At 42.8% G+C, this 19,380-nt stretch carries 16 protein-coding genes and 1 other annotated feature; of the genes, 1 reads left to right on the top strand and 15 read right to left on the bottom strand.

Features of this window, described 5'->3' with window-relative positions; translation table 11 throughout:
- Positions 1-16 precede the first annotated feature (16 nt).
- From JOD02_RS04305 to JOD02_RS04285, 5 genes are all read right to left on the bottom strand, one after another.
- Positions 17-430 (bottom strand): GntR family transcriptional regulator, encoded by a 414-nt coding sequence (locus JOD02_RS04305; protein ID WP_243426320.1) that lies wholly within the window; start codon positions 428-430, stop codon positions 17-19.
- A gap of 437 nt (positions 431-867) precedes the next feature.
- Complete coding sequence (locus JOD02_RS04300) at positions 868-2,166, bottom strand: PHP domain-containing protein (RefSeq protein WP_204487250.1); 1,299 nt, start codon at positions 2,164-2,166, stop codon at positions 868-870.
- 75 nt (positions 2,167-2,241) lie between these two features.
- Entirely contained in the window at positions 2,242-3,210 is a 969-nt protein-coding gene (locus JOD02_RS04295; protein ID WP_204487248.1) for a phosphoglycerate dehydrogenase, read from the bottom strand.
- Positions 3,211-3,394: 184 nt separating this feature from the next.
- Positions 3,395-4,855, bottom strand: a complete 1,461-nt coding sequence (locus JOD02_RS04290) for a nicotinate phosphoribosyltransferase (RefSeq protein ID WP_279380650.1) — start codon at positions 4,853-4,855, stop codon at positions 3,395-3,397.
- An 82-nt stretch (positions 4,856-4,937) separates the two neighbouring features.
- Positions 4,938-5,858: an NUDIX hydrolase gene (locus JOD02_RS04285; protein WP_204487244.1), complete on the bottom strand. Its 921-nt coding sequence runs from the start codon at positions 5,856-5,858 to the stop codon at positions 4,938-4,940.
- Between the two features lie 223 nt (positions 5,859-6,081).
- Here JOD02_RS04285 and JOD02_RS04280 point away from each other — a divergent pair, with 223 nt between their 5' ends.
- Entirely contained in the window at positions 6,082-7,014 is a 933-nt protein-coding gene (locus tag JOD02_RS04280) for a magnesium transporter CorA family protein (protein WP_204487242.1), read from the top strand.
- Positions 7,015-7,137: 123 nt separating this feature from the next.
- Here JOD02_RS04280 and trpA read toward each other — a convergent pair whose 3' ends face one another.
- The 10 genes from trpA to JOD02_RS04230 all read right to left on the bottom strand — a co-directional run bounded on the left by trpA (position 7,138) and on the right by JOD02_RS04230 (position 19,310).
- Positions 7,138-7,929, bottom strand: a complete 792-nt coding sequence (trpA, locus tag JOD02_RS04275) for a tryptophan synthase subunit alpha (protein WP_204487374.1) — start codon at positions 7,927-7,929, stop codon at positions 7,138-7,140.
- 17 nt (positions 7,930-7,946) lie between these two features.
- Positions 7,947-9,122 carry a tryptophan synthase subunit beta gene (gene trpB, locus JOD02_RS04270; RefSeq protein ID WP_204487373.1) on the bottom strand — a complete coding sequence of 392 codons (1,176 nt, stop codon included), beginning with the start codon at positions 9,120-9,122 and terminating at the stop codon, positions 7,947-7,949.
- Positions 9,112-9,744: a phosphoribosylanthranilate isomerase gene (locus JOD02_RS04265; RefSeq protein WP_204487240.1), complete on the bottom strand. Its 633-nt coding sequence runs from the start codon at positions 9,742-9,744 to the stop codon at positions 9,112-9,114. Before JOD02_RS04265 ends, trpB begins: the two co-directional genes overlap by 11 nt.
- 127 nt (positions 9,745-9,871) lie before the next feature.
- Positions 9,872-10,663, bottom strand: coding sequence for an indole-3-glycerol phosphate synthase TrpC (gene trpC / locus JOD02_RS04260; RefSeq protein WP_204487238.1), 792 nt, complete (start codon positions 10,661-10,663; stop codon positions 9,872-9,874).
- Positions 10,653-11,675: an anthranilate phosphoribosyltransferase gene (trpD, locus tag JOD02_RS04255; RefSeq protein WP_204487236.1), complete on the bottom strand. Its 1,023-nt coding sequence runs from the start codon at positions 11,673-11,675 to the stop codon at positions 10,653-10,655. The genes trpC and trpD overlap by 11 nt, the downstream gene beginning before the upstream one ends.
- Entirely contained in the window at positions 11,665-12,243 is a 579-nt protein-coding gene (locus tag JOD02_RS04250; protein ID WP_204487234.1) for an anthranilate synthase component II, read from the bottom strand. Before JOD02_RS04250 ends, trpD begins: the two co-directional genes overlap by 11 nt.
- 1 nt (position 12,244) lies before the next feature.
- Positions 12,245-13,678: an anthranilate synthase component I gene (gene trpE / locus JOD02_RS04245; RefSeq protein WP_204487232.1), complete on the bottom strand. Its 1,434-nt coding sequence runs from the start codon at positions 13,676-13,678 to the stop codon at positions 12,245-12,247.
- Between the two features lie 272 nt (positions 13,679-13,950).
- Positions 13,951-14,273 (bottom strand) — a binding site (T-box leader).
- Between the two features lie 175 nt (positions 14,274-14,448).
- Positions 14,449-16,017 (bottom strand): hypothetical protein, encoded by a 1,569-nt coding sequence (locus tag JOD02_RS04240; RefSeq protein ID WP_204487230.1) that lies wholly within the window; start codon positions 16,015-16,017, stop codon positions 14,449-14,451.
- A 91-nt stretch (positions 16,018-16,108) separates the two neighbouring features.
- A complete protein-coding gene (locus JOD02_RS04235; RefSeq protein ID WP_243426319.1) occupies positions 16,109-18,268 on the bottom strand; it encodes a pyruvate formate lyase family protein in 2,160 nt (719 codons plus the stop codon).
- Between the two features lie 100 nt (positions 18,269-18,368).
- Positions 18,369-19,310, bottom strand: coding sequence for a glycyl-radical enzyme activating protein (locus JOD02_RS04230; protein WP_204487227.1), 942 nt, complete (start codon positions 19,308-19,310; stop codon positions 18,369-18,371).
- Positions 19,311-19,380: the final 70 nt, after the last annotated feature.

Raw genomic sequence — 19,380 nt, 5'->3', positions numbered from 1 at the left:
TCTGGTATTCCATCCATCAGCAGCTTTTGTCCGGATTCCACCGTTCAAGCCGTTGCATAAACATAGAGCAAAGCTCCTCTTTGCTGTACTGGAGATGATACGCCTCGGTAAACAGATAATCCAATATCCTGTTCATAAGCTCTGAACGCTGCTGTGCTGAAACTTTAAGAGTTGGTTTGCCCACAAACGCCCCGATTCCACGAGTTGTGCGTATAATGCCTTCTCGCTCCAGTTCCTGATACGCCCGTGCCACAGTATTGGGATTTACCCCCAGCTGGCGGCTGAGCTTTCTCACAGAAGGCAGTTTATCTCCGGGTGCAAGAACCCTGCTGGCGATCAAACCCTTTATTTGAATGATAATTTGCATATAAATAGGTATGGGCGCATCGGGGTCAATGACGATATTCAGGGCACTCCTCTTCAACATCATGTTGATCTCCCCCTCAAGTTGCCGGTCCTATTACCGTGTGAAAATGACCCTTACAATACCCATAAACCTTATAAGACGGCCCCCGATCCTCGATTGTGTATTAGTGAATTGGTACACTATTACACTAACACGACATTACAGCAATGTCAATATTTTTTATCATCGAATATTCGGTGGCATTCAAGTAATCCAAGTTGGAGCTTTAAATCTAAAAAATAAACGCCCATGCAATTACACATGAGCGTTATAAAGAAAAACCTAATCTACTGTAAATTTATAAAGAGCAAATGTTCAAAAGTTAACTCTAAAAACTGATCCCACAAACAGTATCTCCGTTATAATGAGCAACCTGAAAGCCTCCCAGTAAGTGATCTCGCGCACCCCAAATATCCTCGTTATTGATGTTCCACAACCACATTATTTAAAAATATTAAATACTATCCCCAACACAATGAGTAAAACCTATCCACTCCACCTTTTAAACTCTCAAGCTGATTCTTGGCGTTACTGTTTCCTTTCAAATACTCAATCATCCAATAACCTTCGTTATAACAAATTTCATCGTGTTGCGGCAGTACTTCTCTTAATAAAAAGAGGGCGTACTTCACCAATCTAAATTCACCATGGACTATCTTTCTCTCGCCTGGAACTGCTTCTACCGCCACGCTGTAACAGCTTTTTATGCTATCTCTTATGTCTTCAAATTCTAGAGTTGGTGAAAAAACAATGGTATAATACCAACCAAAAAGCTCACCTGTTTCACAACCATGAGCATCTGACACTCCCACCACGGGTATTTTCTTTCCTTTTGCTCGCTGCTCGTAATACGAGGCCACCTGTAAAATGTTTGATTCAATTTGGCTCTTATAATATCCCCCTATAAGCTCCAACGCATCAAAGGGCTGCTTTTCATACATATATTCAGTGAGAAGGGTGGATATATAGTACCCACTATGTACTCTCCAAAAAGGATGACAAAAAATTCCCAATCCTCCCCCCTGCCGAATCTTATCAAAACACCATATAGAAGATGCGAGCTGATATCGTTCCATTTCCTCAGGTATTTCATTGGCGATACTTCTTTCAATCTCATAAACTTCCTCTCTATAAGCACGTTCATCCTTTTTAAACATTTCATTTACACTAAAACTACCGCCAAAATTGATAATATGTACAGGATTCTCCGGCGGATGAACTTCTTCCCCTCTAAATATTTTAAGGTCTATATCAACACCTTCAAATGCTTGCTGAGCTTCTATAGATGGATTATACAGCCCATGGTCGGTAATAGCCATAAAATCCAAACCTATCTTCCTGCAAGATGCAGCAACATATGCCGGAGATTCCAAACCATCCGAATAAAAAGAATGTATATGCATATCACCCTTATATGGCCTTCTGTTATACAAATCTTCCTCCAATGAATACACACTAAATACACCTATTTCCCTTTTTCCATCTTGCGTTTCCTCATTTATATATATGATGTGTTCCTGTTCTCCTTCAAAATACCCGTTTATATACAAAATACCATCTCTGATATATGTATGAAATTTACAGCACTTATCATGTTTGTTGTTATTTTTACAATAATCTACAGGATGGCATAAAACTTCGTACTGCCTATCATTCTTAAAAGCCCGATGTGGGAATACCGATTTTACAGTTATAAGCGACTGCCTGTCTGCAGGAACTACCTTTGGGAACACACTATAATACTTATTTTGATTACTCACAGCACACCGCCCCTTTTTTATTTACCCAATCTTAAGATCTGCTGCATTATCCATCTTAGCATATACCCACTCATACTACTTTAAATATTCCCCGTTTACTATGTAGGGGCACTCCTTTCCGGTCAAAACATCAATGAGGTTTTTGACCGCCAAATTAGCCATGGCCCTTATCGCTTCTACCGTACTTGAACCCATATGTGGAGTCACCACCACATTTTCAAGCTCAAATAGCGGCGAGTTTCCAGGCGGCTCAACTTCAAACACGTCCATGCCAAATCCTCCTAATTTGCCCGATTTTAAAGCCTCATACACCGCCTGTTCGTCTACCAACCCACCTCGTGCTGTATTAACTAAAATAGCGCCGCTCTTCATCATAGAAATTGTGCTTGAATTGATGATATGTCGGGTTTGATCTTTAAGCGGCAAATGCAGCGATATGAAATCCGACTCCGACAATACAACCTCTAAAGAAGAAGGTTCTATACCGTATTGTCGGCAAAAATCCTCATCTATCGCAGGGTCATATGCCAGCACCCTCATGGAAAAACCTTTTGCTCGCCTTGCCACACCCTTGCCTATGGCTCCCAAACCTATGATTCCTAAAGTCTTACCATAGAGTTCAATCCCTGTGATACGTGGCCAACCTCCCTTTTTTGTCTGATTGTTAGCATAGGGGATCTGCCTTGCAACCGAAAGCATAAGCCCAAACGCAAGATCAGCCACTGACTCTGCATTGACTCTAGGAGTATTTGTTACTACAATTCCCCGTTGACCGCAGGCCTTAATATCCACCTGGTCATATCCAACCCCATACCTTGAAATCACCCTGAGCGTCGAAGGAGCGTTTTCTATCACCCTGGCCGAAACATCGTCTACACCCGCTATATATCCATCAACGCCCTCAAGCAGTGGAATAAGCTCATCGGCCGTCAGCGGGCGGTTATATGGATTACAAACAATTTCACTGGCAAACTGCTCTAGCATGTGCCACGCTTCAGGACACGCCTCTTTATTAAAAGACGTCGGTGTAACCAATATTTTCATTTGATTTAGGCACATACCTGCACTCTTGCTTATATAGGTTAATACTCAACAGGCAGTGTGCCTCACTCCCCCTTTCTAAAAAAAATGATGAACACCCACCACAATGTTTCCTATATATTTTAGCACAAGCCAATTAATACTCCTAAAAACAATTCACTTTGATTACCTTAGTATATTTGTACTATTACATATTGCCATATCTATTGAGCAGTTCTTGCTTCAAATTCCATAGAGGTTTAGAGAGGTCCACGTAATAGTTGTGGGGATTTTCAAACCTCAATACCTCTGGCCACAGGGTATTTACCTGTTCCTGACAGTATCTCCTTATGCTGTGGATATCAGGGCTCTCATACACACATCTGCCTTTATCAAATATTTTGACAAGGAGTTTCCGTGCAATGAAGTTGGTGACCGTCTTTCGCTTCCATGTGTGTATGGGATCAAATATCTCGTACGGCTTGGTATCATCTATCACTTCATCATGCAAGGTTATCACATCCGCAATGGCCTTGCCTGTCTCTCTATCATACAACCTGTACACCTGTTTGAAACCTGGATTGGTTATCTTCTCCACATTTTCACTTATCTTTATCTTTGGTATGATCTTACCGTTTTGCTGCACCGCAACCAGCTTATACACCCCACCAAATACCGGCTCACTGCTAGAGGTAATGAGCTTTTCACCCACTCCAAAGACATCGACGGCAGCCCCCTGCTGCAACAAATCCCTGATTATATATTCATCCAGCGAGCTTGAAGCGATGATCTTGCAATCATTGAAACCTGCTTCGTCAAGCATTTGCCGTGCCCTTTTGGACAGATATGCGATGTCGCCGCTGTCTATTCGTATACCCTGAGGCCTGTATCCTCTAGGAACTACCTCTTCCCTGAACACCCTTATGGCGTTTGGTACACCACTCTTCAGGACGTTATACGTATCTACCAGCAGTATACATTTATCGGGATATGTCCTTGCGTATGCGCGGAAGGCCTCCAGTTCCGATGGAAACATCTGCACCCAGCTGTGGGCCATGGTTCCCACCGCCGGCACCCCAAAATCCCTCTCGGCTATGGTGCAGGCAGTGCCCACACACCCACCTATATAAGCGGCTCTGGCGCCCAGCACCGCACCGTCATAGCTCTGTGCCCGGCGCGAGCCAAACTCCATAACCGGCCTTCCCTGCGCCGCCCGTACAATACGGTTGGCCTTGGTAGCAATAAGGCTTTGGTGGTTTATGGTGAGAAGCACCATGGTCTCTATAAACTGAGCTTGGATGACGGGTCCTACAACCGTTACAATGGGCTCATTGGGAAATATTGGCGTACCCTCCGGAATTGCCCACACATCGCACTCAAACTTGAAGTTCTCCAGGTATTTTAAGAACTCTTCGCTGAACATCTTCTTGCTGCGGAGATATTCTATATCCTCGGGAGTAAAGCGCAGATTTTTTAAATAATCGATCAGCTGTTCAACCCCCGCCATGATGGCAAAGCCGCCACCGTCAGGCACTTTCCTGAAAAACATATCAAAGTACGCTATCGTGTCCTTAAACCCATGCTCAAAATAACCGTTGGACATGGTAAGCTCATAAAAGTCGGTGAGCATGGTAAGATTCTTTTTTTCCTTCCAATCCACCCTAACCAATTTCTTCATCTCCTAGCACATAAACTTTTTATAAGGTCATCGCACCTCTATTTAAGGAGGTGAAACGTAACCTCACAAATATCTACACAACATTACTGCAATCCCACTCTGGATTGAGCATATACAGTTTATCTTTTCCAGCTTCCACTTTGCCATCATTCTTAACTTCAACTATCATATCTGTTTTTAAGATTTCATCGGCAAATTCGTCCAGTGTAAACTTTTCACCCAATACAGCTTCATAAGCCTCTTTTAACTGTGCCATTGTAAAATATTGAGGCATAACGCCTAAAACTAAGGGGGCAAACCATATCTTCTTTCTAAGCTGCAAAAGCCCATAAGTAATTATTACAGCGTGATCAAATGCAATGTCCTGCACTTCAAGAAGTTTATACCTGCTCTTTACTATTCCATTTTCCACGCTTTTTATAGCTTTTACCACCCCATATAGCTGTTGTTGATTATTCCAAAGGTCTAGCCTGTACTTGACTTCCATAATATATCCATTTGGCATAGTATCTCTTCTTTTATCGACAACATCGAGGTTTACTTTGAACCACCTGGCATCGCTGGCATCATCGCCAGCCCTCACTTTTACCTTTGCCCCATCAACCAGAGCCATATAGGAAACGCTAACCACATGGGTCCGCGGGTCACGTCCCGGGGCACCCCAGGTATAAAGCTGTTCCATGTGTACCTCGTCTATACCAGTTTCTTCTTTAAGCTCACGCAAGGCCGCTTTTTCCGGGTCTTCATTGCGCGTTACAAACCCCCCAGGAAGCGCCCACTTACCCATGAAAGGATGATCGCCTCTCTTTATCATAAGTACATCTAAGTGCTTAGTAGATGTTACAGCTGTATTGGATTTTTCATCGTCACGCAATGCGAAAAGGAGCATATCTACAGTAAGTGCAGGATTGCTGGTAGCGTACTTATCAGGATCATACTGCTTTAAAAATTCCTCTTCGGTCAATCCCTGAGCGTTGACCATCTTATCTGTCATCATCTCTCAGCTCCTATTTTGCCGATTTGAGTTAATATTCAACTTAAAGCATAGTATGGTTACAAGTTTTTGTCAAGTTATTGTGAATAAGGGGTTGCACAATAATATAGACAAAAGCAGATTGACTGACCTCTTAAATAGCATTATAATTTAATCAACTTAATGAACTTAAATGTTGATATCCACGATATCCATTTTTTCAAGGAAGAAGGTGTAAAACCGTATGCTCCGTATTTTCAAAACGATAGAAGACAGGTTAGAGGAATTACAAAATTTTGAAGAGGGAGTATGGGTTCATCTAACAGCCCCCAGTGAATATGAGATTCAAAAAGTATGTGAAGCTCTTCATGTGGATCCCGATTATATCCGAGCACCATTGGATGAAGAAGAAAAACCCAGAATAAAAGCAGAAGAAGGAAATGTTTTGATTATAGTGGACATCCCTATAGTAGAAATGGAAAATAATTCTTTGATTTACACCACCATCCCTTTAGGGATAATCACAACCGAAAAAAGCATTATCACCGTATGTCTAAAAGAGACCTCCATTATAACAGATTTTATAGAAAACCGAGTAAAGACTTTTTACACCTACAAAAAGACTCGGTTTATCCTCCAAATCCTATACAAAAACGCAGCTCAGTATCTTACATACCTCCGCCAAATAGATAAGGCCAGCAGCATAATTGAACGAGAACTTCACAAATCAATGAAAAATGAGGAACTCATTCAACTTTTGGCATTAAGTAAAAGCCTTGTATATTTCACTACCTCCCTTACAGCCAACGAAATAGTGATGGAAAAAATACTCAAAGCTGATTACATAAAGAAGTATCCTGATGATACCGAATTGTTGGAAGACGTCATTGTAGAGAACAAGCAAGCAATCGAAATGGCCAATATATACACCAATATATTGAGCAGCACCATGGATGCTTTTGCCTCCATTATTTCTAACAATTTAAACATAGTCATGAAATTTTTGACCTCCGTCACTATTGTACTGGCAATTCCTACTATTGTTTACAGCTTTTTTGGCATGAACGTCAGGCTCCCTCTTGAAAGCCATCCAATGGCAGGAGGAATCATATTTTTCTTTTCCCTGGCACTATGTATAGTATCAGCGCTAATCTTGATGAAAAAGAAGATGTTCTAACAAATAAGGACAGTTCGCGTTGTGGGGAACTGCCCTTATTTGTTTATCACAGACCAGTTCAAAATCATTCCCACAATTAGCTTAAAGGCACGCCTACATGGCACGTCATGAATTGCCATCATTTCATCGCAATGCCTGTTTTATATTTCTTATAAATTGACCTATGTTTTCAAGCATTTCATCTTTGCTTGACGCCTTCTCTATAAGAGATACTATAGCACTTCCTATTATGATGCCGTCACAGTAGTCCCTAAACTGTCGCGCCATGTCCGGTTTTGATATGCCGAAACCTATGGCTTTGGGTAGGCTGGTATATCTTGACACCTCTTCCATATATGCCTTTATATCGGTATGAATTTGGTCCCTTTCACCGGTGACACCGGTTGTGGAAACGCAATACACAAACCCACTCGCGTTTTCGACAATCCTGGCTATACGCTCATGGGATGTGGGTGCAACCAAAGGAATAAGGTGTATACCGTATTGCCTGGTTATGTCAAAAACTTCTCCTTTTTCCTCCAAAGGCAGGTCAGGGATTATAATTCCATCTATGCCAACATCGTGCGCTTCTTTTACAAACCTCTCTATGCCGTATTTAAATACCGAGTTATAATACACCAGGTATACCAGGGGGACCTGTGTAACCCGTCTGACAGACCTGGCCATATTCATTATATCGGCTATCCTTATGCCTTTATTAAGCGCCCTTGCAGAAGCCCTTTGAATGACCGGTCCATCTGCTAGAGGATCAGAATAGGGTATGCCCAGCTCGATGATATCTGCCCCCGCCTTTCCCATTTCGACAATCAACTCCGCAGTGGTGTCGATATCGGGATCCCCGGCAGTGATGTAGGTTATAAGTGCTTTGCTGCCTTTTTCCCGCAAATTGTTGAATGCTTTATCAATTCTGTTCATAGTCAAATCGGTGCTGCTCATAGTTCCACCTCCGGTAAATTTGCAACCGTCTCGACATCCTTATCCCCTCTACCCGAGAGATTTACGATTACTATTTTATCTTTCGAAAGTTGTGGAACCAGTTTCATGGCGTAAGCTACCGCATGTGCGCTTTCCAATGCCGGAATGATCCCTTCCGTCCTGGATAGCTCCACAAAAGCTTCTACCGCTTCTCTATCCGTCACGGCAACATATTCGGCTCTCCCTATCTCTTTGTAGTACGCGTGTTCCGGGCCCACACCCGGATAGTCAAGCCCCGCTGAGATGGAATGTACCGGCATAATCTGCCCCTCGCTATCCTGCAAGAGTAAGGTCTTCATGCCGTGCAACACGCCTACGCTCCCCATAGCCATTGTAGCAGCGTGCTTGCCGGTCTCCAATCCCAACCCTGCAGCTTCAACTCCAATAAGCTTTACCTCTCTGTCATGATAAAACGGGTGAAATATCCCCATCGCATTGCTGCCACCACCCACGCAGGCGATGATATAATCGGGCAGTCTGCCCTCTTTTTCCAATATCTGCGCTTTAGCCTCTTCCCCTATCACTTTTTGGAACTCCCTCACCATAGTCGGATAAGGATGAGGTCCTACCACCGAACCTATTACATAGAAGGTATCCTCTATCCTGGTAACCCAGTCTCTTATGGCTTCGTTGACGGCATCTTTTAACGTGCCGGTACCCGACTCGACGCTATGCACTCTGGCTCCTAAAAGACGCATCCTAAATACATTTAAAGCCTGCCTTTTTACATCTTCCTTGCCCATGAAGATCTCACACTGCATGCCAAACATAGCGGCACCGGTGGCGGTGGCCACGCCGTGCTGGCCGGCCCCGGTTTCAGCTATCACCCTCCTTTTACCCATTCGCCTTGCCAGAAGTATCTGTCCCAAAACGTTGTTGATCTTGTGTGCCCCTGTGTGATTGAGGTCTTCCCGTTTCAGGTACACCCTAGCCCCACCCAGTTTCTTGGTAAGGTTTTGTGCAAAATACAGCGGCGTAGGCCGTCCCGCATATTCCCTCAGGTAATAGCGGTATTCCTCCATGAAACTTTCGTCTTGTATAGCCGCATTGAACTCCCTCTCAAGCTCAATCAAGGCATTCATCACTGTTTCGGGTACATACTGACCTCCGAATATACCAAACCTACCTGGCACGTTCTTCAAAGCTTCTCACCCTTTCTACAAAATCCTTCATCTTATAGTAATCCTTAAAACCATTGGTTTCCACGCCACTACTCACATCCACAGCATGCGGCTTTACCTTGGCTATAGCCGAGCAAACATTTAGAGGATTAAGGCCTCCTGCCAGAATGATTTTTTTATCAAAAGATACACCATCTAATAAATCCCAGTCAAACGTTTGGCCTGTCCCCCCATAACTCCCCTGTACCGCTGCATCCAGCAATATACCATCCACCCTGTATATGAAGGCCTGCAGCAAATCATTTTGACCTCTTACCCGTACAGCCTTCCACACCTCAACACCGTATGCAGCGGCATATGCAGCGGCCTCCTCTGGGGTTTCGTCACCGTGAAGCTGTATCACATCGAGGCCTAAAAAGTTACATGCATCCCTTATAAATTCTCGACCCTGATTTACAAACACGCCCACTTTTTTTATGCCTTTATCCAGCCGGGCAATCAGCTTTTCGGCATGTGGTAAATCCACTCTCCTGGGGCTTTTGGCAAACACAAACCCCGCATAATCGACTTTTAACTCATTTACATAATCAATGTCTTGATACCTTGTAAGGCCACACATCTTTATCTTAACCATCTTAAGTGCTGCCCCCTCAAATGTCTCGCAGAATACTCTATCCAGCCGCCAATATCAAACCCAGATTACAACAAACGCCAACTCGTCCACCACTCTATAAGTGCTGAGCATCATTTAAAAAGAACCATCATGGGATCCCTTTAAACCTTCTGAGAGTTCCTACCACGTCGTTTGCAGTCATCAAAGTCTCGCCTATCAAAAATGCATCCACACCTATGGACTTAAGGCACCTTATATCCTCTAGCGATTTTATGCCACTTTCCGACACCTTCACGATATGTTCAGGAATCATACTTATGAGCTTTTGGGTGGTATCAAGGCTTACTGTAAAACTTTTAAGGTCACGGTTGTTTATGCCTATTATCTCCACCCCACAATCTAGTGCAATTTCCAGTTCTTTTTCGTCATGGACCTCCACCAGGCATTCCAGTTCCAGGGATTTTGCGAGGTTGTAAAACTCCTTCAGTTTCTTCCCTAAAACAGCTACGATGAGCAAGACAGCATCAGCCCCTAGCGCCTTGGATTGATAAATCTGATAGGGATCTATTATAAAATCCTTCCTAAGCACAGGACATGAAACCGCTTGCTTGACCTCCTGCAAGAAGGCATCACACCCCATAAAGTACTTATCCTCAGTTAAAACCGAGATGGCATCTGCTCCACCCTCCTGATATAACCTTGCAACATCAGCCGGTACTACATCCTTTCTTATAACTCCTTTGGAGGGTGATGCCTTCTTTATCTCAGCAATAATCTTTACTTCATCTCGGCTACCACAACTACTCTGGCGTAGCGCCTTAACAAAATTCCTGTGTAGCGGTGCACACTGCATCTCCTCTTCCAACACTCTTAATGATTTTTTTTGCTTTTGTTCCTTCACGCGGTCTTTCTTATAAGCTATTATTTCATCAAGAAACATATGCCACCTCCCTGCTCACCCTTATGAATTCCTTTAACTTTTCATACGCCGCACCAGAATCGATCAAGTATGCAGCTTTTTCAAGCCCTTCCTTTATGCTCTCCGCGTCATTGCCAACGTACAGCGCAGCAGCAGCATTCAGGAGGACTATATCCCGCGCAGGGCCTTTTTCGCCTTTTAATATCCTTTTTATCAGCTCAGCGTTGTATTCTGCATCAGCGCCCGCGATGTCTTGGGGCTTGGCATAAGGAATACCGTACTCAGCGGGATCTATCTCATAATCGATTATCTCTCCCTCCTTGACCTCACTTACCATTGTCCTCGTGGTAGTAGTGATTTCATCAAGGCCATCCAAGCCATGTACCACCATTGCCCTTTGAGTGCCCAAATTAATTAATACCTCCGCTAGGCTGTGTACCAGCCGCCCATCATACACACCTAAAACCTGCCCCTTAACACCAGCGGGATTGGTAAGCGGACCCAATATGTTGAAAATTGTCCTTATCCCCAGCTCTCGCCGCGGTCCAACCACATTCTTCATGGATACATGGTAATGAGGAGCAAACAGGAAGCCTATATGCGTCCTCTTGATGCACTCAACCACCATCTCGGGTGACATCTCAATCTTGATGCCCAGGGCCTCAAGCACATCTGCACTCCCGCTTTTGCTGGACACCGCCCTGTTGCCATGCTTTGCCACCTTCACCCCAGCAGCTGCTGCAATAATTGCCACCGCCGTCGATATGTTAAAAGTCCTGCCACCATCCCCACCTGTACCGCAAGTATCTATTGCATAGTCGTCTAGAACCACTTTTTGGGCCTTAAGCCTCATGGAAAGGGCACACCCTGTTATCTCGGGAATGGTTTCCCCCTTCATACGCAACGCCACCAGAAAAGCGCCTATCTGTGACGGCGTAGCGCTGCCGTCCATTATATAATCCATAGACAGCGCCGCCTCTTCTTGGGTCAAGTGCTCACCCGACACTATTTTTTTCAGCACTTCACTCAACACTTATGATCCCTCCCATGAAATTTTTCAGTATTTTTTTGCCGTGCTCTGTGAGTATGGATTCAGGATGAAACTGTATTCCGTAGACCGGCAGTCTTCTGTGACTCACCGCCATGATGGTTCCGTCCGGCGTACGAGCCGTAACCTCTAGTTCTGGCGGTAAGCTCTCCTCATCCAGCACCAGGGAATGATATCGAGTTGCGCGTATGGGGTTTTTTACTCCACACAGTATCCCTTTTCCGTTGTGTATAACCATTGAAGTCTTGCCGTGCAGTATTCTGTTCGCACGCACCACTTTTGCACCATAAGCATATCCTATAGCCTGATGCCCCAGACAAATGCCGAGAATGGGAATTTGACCGTTGAGCCTTTTTATAAGCTCAACGCATATGCCGGCATCTTCAGGCCTGCCAGGCCCCGGCGACAGCACTATCCTCTTGGCACCAGAACTAATAACCTCATCCACCGTTATTTCATCGTTTCTTACCACTTCTACATGGGGATAAATCTCGCCGATATACTGGTATAAATTGTAGGTAAAGGAATCATAATTATCTATCAAAATCACCATCTCAAAGCACCTCCTTGAGCGCCATAGCCTTGTTAAGCGTCTCCTGGTATTCAAGTTCAGGTATAGAATCGTATACAATCCCCGCACCTGCCTGTATATACGCTTTCTGACCTTTGAAAACAATGGTTCTTATGGCTATGCACATATCCATGTTTCCCGTATAAGCGAAGTATCCAACCGCTCCTGCGTATATGCCCCGCCTTACATTTTCCAGCTCATCAATTATCTCCATGGCTCTTATCTTGGGGGCACCCGATACCGTACCAGCCGGTAAACAGGCCACCAACGCATCAAAGCAATCCTTGTCATCCTTAAGCTGGCCTGAAACCGTGGAAACTATATGCATGACATGCGAGTACATATCCACTCCCATAAACCTGTCAACTTTCACCGAGCCAAATTTGCTCACCTTGCCGATGTCGTTCCTCCCTAGATCCACTAACATGACATGCTCAGCTCTCTCTTTTTCATCCGATAAAAGTTCCTCTTTCAGCCTCTCATCCTCCTCCTTGGTTTTACCCCTGGGCCTTGTTCCCGCTATAGGATTGGTTCTTACCGTACGTCCCTCAACGTTCACTAGGCTTTCAGGTGATGAACCCACTATTTGGAAGTCCTCAAAGTCTATATAGAACATATACGGTGAAGGATTAAGGAAGCGCAATTTTCTATAAGCATCAAAGGGTTCGGTGTATGTAATCGCAGTCAGCCTTTGAGACAGAACCACCTGAAACACATCGCCGGCAACTATATACTCTTTTGCCTTTTGAACAATTTTACAAAAACTCTCCTTATCGTAATTGGAATGGATATACTCGAGATTGCTTGTCATGTCAAGAGGATGAATTTCTTCCATTTTTGTGATTTGGTCCTTTATACTGTTCAATCTATCCACCACATCACTGTATTCCACCTGGTCTTCCGGCAATACATTGCAAACAATGGACACAGTGTGGTAAAAATGGTCATATGCTATGACATCCTTGTAGAACATCAGATAAGCTTCAGGCACCTGAATGAGGTCGGGATTTTTGTCTGGTAGCTTTTCATACTGCCTCACTACGTCATAGCCCACATACCCCACCGCACCTCCCGTAAAGGGAGGTATTCCCATTATCGATGCCATGTTGTACCGACTCATGTATTTTTTTACCTCATCTAGAACTTTACCGGCAACGGTCTCGATTTTCCCATCTTTTTCTATAAATATCTGGTCCCCGTAGCTACTAATGGCCATGTAAGGATTACAGCCCAGAAAAGAATACCTGCCCCAGTTCCTACCATTTTCCGCACTTTCAAGTAAAAACTTTCTCCTGCCCTTCAAACTGTAAAACAAGCTAATAGGTGTAAGCTCATCGGCGTTTAATTTCAACGTTACAGGTACAACGCTACCATTTCCCCTTAATCTTCTAAACTCCGCCTCATTTGGGAATATCATTTTTGCTCACTCCTTTCGGTTCTTAAATTTTTAAATAAAATGCCGTCACTCAAAAGCTTATAATCGCCCCTGCAAAGCCTACGAAAGTCAATGATATTTAAATTTTGCCAAGTGCTTAAGATGGTACAAATTGAAAAATATTTTATTAAAGCAGTACCTAAAAACAAAGCATCCAACACAAGAAGTACAACCAATCTGTATAAACAAAATTTTCAGCAAGTTGACTTTTAACCAACTCAAAGAAATATAACTGAAAAGGGGTACCTCATCCCCATTGGGACGAGGTACCCCTCGTGGTGCCACCCAATTTCGGCCGATTTAGACGGCGGTTATATCAAAAAAGGCATTTCACCCTTTAGGGCGAAATGCCTACGCACTCCGCTAGCCACCTAAATGCAGCCATCTCATTCCAGGTACGGAAGCTCACGCTTCGATACCCTGTCCTTTTAACGGTGGACTACCGGTTTATGCTACTTAAAGTTCGCACAACTCCTCCCGGGCCCATTCAACGACACCCAACGGTACCGGGATTCCACCATCCCCGGCTCTCTGTGACCTGGTCATGTCGCCTACTCTTCCCGTTCATCGAATTTGGCTGGCCTTTATATGCTTTTTTTATAATAATACAAAAAAAATGAATATATGTCAAGGGGGAACAAAGAGTTTTATCAACATTCATTCACAATCTTTCTCTTTAAATACTTCAAATCCTTGAGGAAACATATTGTATAAAAAACGCCACCAGCCTATTTTATAACGAACCCTTTACATTAGACAAATCGCATCTGTATATTTTTCCCCCGAGCTTTTAAATAAATCTCCGCCTGTTCTAAGGTAAATTGTGCATTTATATCAGCACCTTCTAACTTTACCGAATAATCAAACCCCCTATAGCGAAAATTCAGCCGCTCACCATCTAATTTTATACACGCTGAAACTGACTCAGGGTCTGCCTTTGCGTGAAGACCATAACCATATGATGGAAACTGCCATTCCAACATATCAGATCTGCAAAGACAGCTTATTCTCTCACCATACTTTAATTTCCAGCACACCTTCAAACTCTCACCTTGTTCCCACACTTCCATATCTTCAAATTCAACTTTGCCCCCATCTGGCCTGACAGAATAAATTCCAGCACGTATCCCATGCCCGCTCCATCGGTAACCATCAATAACAGGTAAGTTATCGTAAGTAAAGACCGGAAGATCACATATTTCTTCTATATATCGTTCGGCATAATTTTCATCAAACCGATAAATATCTCGTATCCAAAAACTATTATTTTCACACACAAAATTTACACGATAATTACGACAATTGTACCACACTGAACGCCTTCCCTCATTTCTCCAATCGGTAAGAGCCACTACTGCTGAAGCTGGAGTCAAGGCATAGGTGTTTCTGAACCATTCTCCAGTCTGTGATAATGTCTGTACAATGACTGTTCCTTCCTGAGAAAGTTTAGCAAGTTTTTCTATCTGATAGGTCAAACCATCCTTCATAGCCTCCCAACCAAAACTATTTTCTTGACCTATCTGAGCATATCCAAAAGAAAGGCATATTCCATTGTAGTTTTCTTGAAAAAACCAGTCCACCCAACCAGGGACGCCACCACCTCCGTTTGGACCATTATATACCGGTTCAAGTGTTATAACTTGCTGACATTCTGGTCTACCTCTATTTACATCTAATCCTATATCATACTGATAAATAGGATCACTTCCTAGCATACGAAAAATTGGCACTGGTATCTGTTGCTCAATAGTTTGGGCTGGACACAATACATTATTCCTTGAAGGATAATACGCATGACTGTAATATCCTCCCCAGAGAGTATATCCATCAGTACCCAATTGATCCTTACAGTTGCAGGACGCAACAATACCATATTTATCTGAAAGATATGCCAGAGTATACGCATCAATAATCCATGAACCAACTGACTTGGGATAATATCCCCATATTTCCTTAAATTTTTGCATAAAAACATCCACTAAAGCAATTCGTTCTTCCTTAGAGTATCCCACAGTAAAAGCCACATTGGCGTGCCAATCCCAGCTATAGCCAGGACGTCCTCTCCAAGGTACACCTGCAGCCTCACACATTGGCTGAACTATTTCTAACCAACCACCAATTTCAATATCCTGCGAATACATTGACAACAGTTCGACAAAAGCAGGATTGATTAAGGAATCGAATTGCATTAAAAAAGTTCCTGTAAGTCCATATCTTTTTAAGAGAGCCAATTGTTCTTTCACTGGGCGAACCAGATCAACAGAATTGCGCGGTTCAACGCCTCGTACAAAGTTTATGATATTTGCAATCTGCGGTTTCATATCATCCCCCCATGCTAACCCTTAATGGCACCAATCATTATACCTTTGATAAGGAACCGTTGCATATAAGGATAAAAAGCAAGTATATTTTTCAATCATGCCCTATCCATCGATCTACAATCTGTTGCCTGTATTCTTTAGAGAGTGATTTAAAGAAAGCACTATATCCTGTCACCCTTACTACCAGATCAGGGTATTTATCAGGATTAGCGTGAGCTTCTAGTATCTTTTCTTTTGACACCACATTGATATTGATCAGAGTTCCTCCCATTTCATTATGTGCCCTTATAAATGCCTTGATAATTTCTTTACCTCCTCTTTCTTTCGCCAGTTTGCTATCCATATCTATTTGCAGCGGTGCAGAATTACCATAACCTGGCTGAACAGAAGCAACAGCATTAGCCTTTGCTGTAGGCGCAGTTCCTCCACCGGGAAGAAATCCAGGATCAGGATTGGCACCATGTGAAATTGGATCGCCATCAAACCTTCCATTTGGTGTTGCCGGAAGGTTTTTGCCATGGATATACACATCTCCATGAGAGAAAATGCCCGGTATCACACGGAAACCAGCTTTAGTTGGCGAACCAATCATAAGCTTTGTATACATATCAGCCACAAGTCTAGCATAATAGTCTGCTCTGGAATTGCCGGAACCATAGCGAGGTATACTTTTAAACATAAGCCGAATATGTTCCGCGTCTTTCCAATTGTTTTTCAGTATGGTCTGCAGCTCTTCCCATGTTATTTTTTTCTCAATAACAACAAATTTTTCTATAGCGGCCAAAGAATCAGCTACTGTAGCCAATGCAGTGGCATCACATGCAAAATTATAAATGTCTACTCCTCCATTGGACATATCCACCCCGCGTTCTATCGGGCCATGTGCAAAAAGATTCAGCACTATCTCAGGCTTGTTCAGGTGCTTGTACTTTACATGCCAATCAACCCCATCTTTAATGACGTTGATAGCTTCCCTTAAATGTGCCTCGTATCTTCGTAGCAGGTTTTCCATACTATTTTCTTCATCTGATGCAATCATCTCGTCTAACGCAATCAGCAAAGGTTTTGCCAGACAAATACGCGTTACATCCTGGAGGCAGTATTCTATACCTGGAAGAGCTGTCCAGTTACAACCAACTTTTGCCCGCATTCGAGCCAATGTAATTGGAAAACCATTACGTGCAAAACCCTTATCTAAGCCTCCAGAACATGAAAATGATACACCTGTCCCATCTTCAAAAAGATACTCTACTGCTTTATCAAAAAGTTTTTCATTTGTATTTTCGTGAATGCGCAAGGCTATATTAGCCGGAATTTTCAACCTGTGCATCCCTTCTAAAATTAAAAATGATATACGACTTGTTAAGTCATGTCCATCAGCTGGACTTTGCCCACCAATTTGCCAGTAATGAGTATCGTTAAACAACATACTGGCAACATACCAAACCACTTCCTCATCATCTACTATTATCCCATTTGCTTTATCAGCTTCGTAATAAGGCCGCAATAGTTCGTCAAGCTCCTGTCCTGCTCCACCGTTAAAGTACATTCGATCTACGCATTGAAACCAGCATATAAACTGCATAGCCTCCCGCAATGTACGAGGAGGATTTTCAATTAACCACTCGTTTATATCGGCAATTTGTAAAAGATTGTTCCTTATGAATTCATCCTGAGTAATCATTGCCTGGTGACGGGCGTAATCAACGTGCCTTTTAATCCAACGTTGTATAGCCTCTACCAGCCGTTCTTCACCATCATAAAAAGATGTATCGACGGGATTGTTAAATTTTCTGTAGTATCTTATTTTCCGTAAAAGGCCTCCCCATCCAAGTTCCAAACCGATCCTAAGATCAGGACCACAGTGATTCATTCCGTACAAACCACGGGTGGTAATATTATATTTCTCAAACAAAGGCTCCTGTTCTGTGAATCTATGTTCTGGTCTCCATGGGTCATCACATGCCCCAGGTACGTTCCCTGCCCAGGCTCCCGCAAAGGCACTCATAGGATGAATATATACAGGATGTGCATCTAAGTAATTCGCAAACGTTTTGGAAACAGCATCCATCCCGACAACCAGTCCACTATCGGGATCCCTAACTATTTCAAATTCAATAGGCTCTTCGAATGGAATCCATCCATGATCATCAAAATTATATGAACCCAGCTTTTTTATTTTAATATCATTGAATTCCAGCTTAGTTTTGCGCAGTGCTTCAATTCTTTCAGAATAACTCGGTATACTCATACTAATAGCCCCTTTCATATATGATATATCTGTAATAAAAAAAAGAATGGGATATTATTTCAATTAACCAAAGGGCATATATCATTTTCAAGAAAAATCATTATAACACTAATACCGGTACCGGCAAGTATTGAGCCGCTAAGTTCTTAAGGTTCAACATTACATCAGGCCCTGGTGTATAATACGTATTCCGATATTCCTTTCCCAGTGACTCATACTTAGCTTTTCCCAAACCATGATATGGAATCAAAACATACTCTTTTAAATTTTTAATATTCTGCAAAAACTTAACTATTAACATTATCTCATCCGCAGTGTCATTTACAGAACCTACAACAGGTGTACGCACAATAATAGGTATACCTTCACTATCCAATTTTATTAAATTATTAAACATTGTATCTCTATCACCATGAATATGAGTCCTGTAAATATTCTCACTATATGCTTTAATATCATACATAACAAGATCTACATAAGGCAACAAATCTTTAAGTTTAATATAATCGTAGTTACCAGCTGTTTGAATTATAGTGTGAATATTAAGGGCCTTTATACTCTTTAAAAGCTCCAAACAAAAACGGTTTTGTAGGACCGGCTCACCTCCTGATAGTGTAACTCCACCTCCTGACTTTTGATAATAAACTATATCAGCCACTATTTGTTCCATCACATCGTCTACAGTTACCGACCTCCCGCATAAAACCAACGCATTTACATAGCACGTTTGCGTGCATAGCCCACATGCTCTACACTTGGATCTGTCAAACACGTGTTTGTAATCCGTAAAAACATGACATCCCTGAGGACAACATACACCACAGTTTCCACAATATACGCAGCGGCTCGGATAATATTGAATTTGATTTTCACTAGTAATCGATTCTGGGTTATGGCACCAACCACACCTATTACTGCAACCTTTAAAGAACACCGTCGTTCTTATTCCGGGACCATCATGAACTGCAAAACGCTGTATATCAAATATTCGGCCTACGATTTTATCTTTCAAATTGCTTTCTGACAATATCGCTGTTGGCATATCATTTGCCCCCTTCACTGCTCTCCATTAGTCAAGTTGCATACTTTTTATCATCTAATTATCATTTAAT

The organism is Caldicoprobacter guelmensis (genome assembly GCF_016908415.1).
Classification (GTDB): Bacteria; Bacillota; Clostridia; order Caldicoprobacterales; family Caldicoprobacteraceae; genus Caldicoprobacter; species Caldicoprobacter guelmensis.
This window is presented reverse-complemented; position numbering and strand designations above follow the sequence as displayed.